3 protein-coding genes are annotated in these 2,680 nt (G+C 64.0%); all 3 read right to left on the bottom strand.

Annotated features, from left to right (window positions below; genetic code table 11):
- Positions 1 to 860 (bottom strand): 4-hydroxy-2-oxovalerate aldolase (gene dmpG, locus CK620_RS13660; RefSeq protein ID WP_095550781.1); only part of this gene is annotated, 860 nt, incomplete at its 3' end.
- Between the two features lie 14 nt (positions 861 to 874).
- Positions 875 to 1,834 carry an acetaldehyde dehydrogenase (acetylating) gene (locus CK620_RS13655; protein ID WP_095550780.1) on the bottom strand — a complete coding sequence of 320 codons (960 nt, stop codon included), beginning with the start codon at positions 1,832 to 1,834 and terminating at the stop codon, positions 875 to 877.
- A 117-nt stretch (positions 1,835 to 1,951) separates the two neighbouring features.
- Positions 1,952 to 2,680 (bottom strand): 2-keto-4-pentenoate hydratase (locus CK620_RS13650; protein WP_143326116.1); only part of this gene is annotated, 729 nt, incomplete at its 5' end.

Below are 2,680 nucleotides of genomic sequence, written 5' to 3'. Positions count from 1 at the left end.
GCATATCCCAGGGCCAGAGTTTCGCGGTCCACCCGCACTGGGCGGCGTTGCAGCGGGCGCACCAGATCCTCGGCGGCATCAATGAGGCCGCGCACGTCACAGCCATGGTTCAGGCCCATGCGATCGACGGCGGCGATGAAGACCTCCAGCGGTGCATTGCCTGCGCCCGCGCCCATGCCCGTCAGGCTGGCATCGACGCGGTCACAGCCATGCTCAAGCGCCACCATGCTGTTGGCCACGCCCAGGCTGAGGTTGTGGTGGGCATGGATGCCGGTCTGGGTCTGGGACTGCAGCACATCCTTGAGGGCCTTGATGCGCTCGGCAATGTCGTACATGTTCATGGCGCCACCTGAGTCGACCACGTAAATGCACTGTGCGCCATAGCTTTCCATCAGCTTGGCCTGCTGGGCCAAGCCCTGAGGGCTGTTCATATGGCTCATCATCAGAAAGCCCACTGTATCCATGCCCATGGCGCGGGCCGACTCGATGTGCTGCCTGGAAATATCGGCCTCGGTGCAATGGGTGGCCACGCGCACGGTGCGCGCCCCAGCGTCGTAGGCGGCCTTCAGGTCATGGATGGTGCCGATGCCCGGCAGCAGCAAAGTGGCAACGCGGGCGTGCCGCACAGTCTCGGCCACGGCGGCAATCCATTGCAAGTCCGTGTGTGCGCCAAAGCCGTAGTTGAAGCTCGAGCCCTGCAGGCCATCGCCGTGCGCCACCTCGATGCTGTCCACCCCGGCGCGATCCAATGCCTGGGCAATGGCGCGGACTTGATCGAGCGAATACTGGTGACCGATGGCATGCATGCCATCGCGCAAGGTGACGTCGGAGACAAAGATTTTTTTCTTGGTGTCGAACATGGGCAGGGCTCCCTTCAGACCGTGGCGGATGGCTGCTCAGGCAAGGCCTGGGCGATGCGTTCGGCAGCGGCCATGGCGGCGCTGGTCATGATGTCCAGGTTGCCGGCATAGGTCGGCAGGTAATGCCCAGCGCCCTCGACTTCGAGAAACACCGAGACCTTCAGCCCGCACAGCGGCCCCAGGCCGGGGACGTTGAGGCGTTGGGACTGGTCATACAGATCGAACTGTGGCGCCTGCTTGAGACGATAGCCCGGCACGTAGCGGGCCACCTCGGCCACCATGGCCTCGATCGATTGGGCGATGGTCTGGCGATCGGTATCGGCCTGGGTGAGGCAATACACGGTGTCGCGCATCACCAGCGGCGGCTCGGCAGGGTTGAGGATGATGATGGCCTTGCCCTTTTGTGCCCCTCCAACATCCACGATTGCGCGTGCAGTGGTCTCGGTGAACTCGTCAATGTTGGCGCGGGTGCCAGGCCCGGCGGACTTGCTGGCGATGGAGGCCACGATCTCTGCATAAGCCACGGGCGCAACGCGCGAGACGGCCTTGACCATAGGAATGGTGGCCTGGCCCCCACAGGTGACCATGTTGATGTTCGGCGCTGCGAGCTGCTCCTCCAAGTTCACCACTGGTATCACATAAGGCCCAATGGCTGCAGGGGTGAGGTCGATCACGCGCACGCCGTGTGGCTGCAGCAGGGCGTTGTTCTCGATGTGGGCTGCGGCGCTGGTGGCGTCAAAGACAATGCGGATGTCCTTGAACTCGGGCAGGGCCAACAGGCCTTGGACGCCGGCATGGGTGGTGGCAACACCCAGGCGCGCTGCGCGTTGCAGACCCTCGGATGCAGCGTCGATGCCGACCATGGCCGCCATCTGCAAATGCTTGGCGTGGCGCATGATCTTGATCATCAAGTCGGTGCCGATGTTGCCCGAGCCAATGATGGCCACGGGCGTTTTTGTGGTGTTTGAAGTCATGGGGCAGTGCAGTCAGGGCAAGAAAAAGCAACAAAGGAAGCGAAATGGCCTTTTGCAGACTGCCGCAACAGGCAGACGCACCGGGCCATGCAGCAGGCTCGCGGGATCGGCCTGCATTCAATCCTGGCCAAAAACAGCGGTGACATTGCCCAGGCCCTGGATTTGCGCCGTGAACACATCGCCAGGACGGGCCGCCACCATCGGGCCCAGCGCGCCGGTCAGCACGACATCGCCTGCACGCAAGGGAGCGCCCAGGCGCACCATGGTGTCGGCCAGCCAGACGGCGGCGTTCAGTGGATTGCCCAGGCAGGCCGAGCCTGCGCCGATGGAGACCTGTTCACCGGCGCGTTCCATGACCATGCCGCACTGCACCAAATCCAATTTGCGCAAGGGCACGGGCGTGGAGCCCAGCACGAACAAATCCGAGGAGGCGTTGTCGGCCACCGTGTCGGCCAGACGGATGTCCCAGTTGGCGATGCGGCTGCCCACCACCTCGATGGCCGGCAAGGCATAGGCCACGGCGGAGATCACATCGGCATAGGTGTGCCGCTCATGGGGCAGGTCGCGCTGCAGTACCAGAGCGATTTCGGCTTCGGCCTTGGGCTGATGGGTGCGCGACCAATCGATTTCCTCATGGTCGCCGACGGCCATGTCGGCAAACAAGGCGCCGTAATCGGGGGCATCCACCCCCAGTTGCTGCTGCACGGCTGTGGAGGTCAGGCCAATCTTGCGGCCCACCAAGCGGGCGCCACTTTGCAGGCGCCGGTGGGTCAGCTCTTGTTGCACTTGATAGGCCAGATGCAGGGTCTGGCGTGCATCGCCCAGCCGGGCGAGCTCCTCGCGCAC

The organism is Vandammella animalimorsus (assembly GCF_002285285.1).
In the GTDB taxonomy this organism is placed as follows: domain Bacteria; phylum Pseudomonadota; class Gammaproteobacteria; order Burkholderiales; family Burkholderiaceae_C; genus Lampropedia; species Lampropedia animalimorsus.
Note: the sequence above shows the minus strand (reverse complement) of the source record. Positions and strands in the feature narration are given on the sequence as shown.

Coding starts and splice junctions, on each gene's coding strand:
- CK620_RS13655 (WP_095550780.1), bottom strand. CDS start 1,834: ATGACTTCAAACACCACAAAAACGCCCGTGGCCATCATTGGCTCGGGC.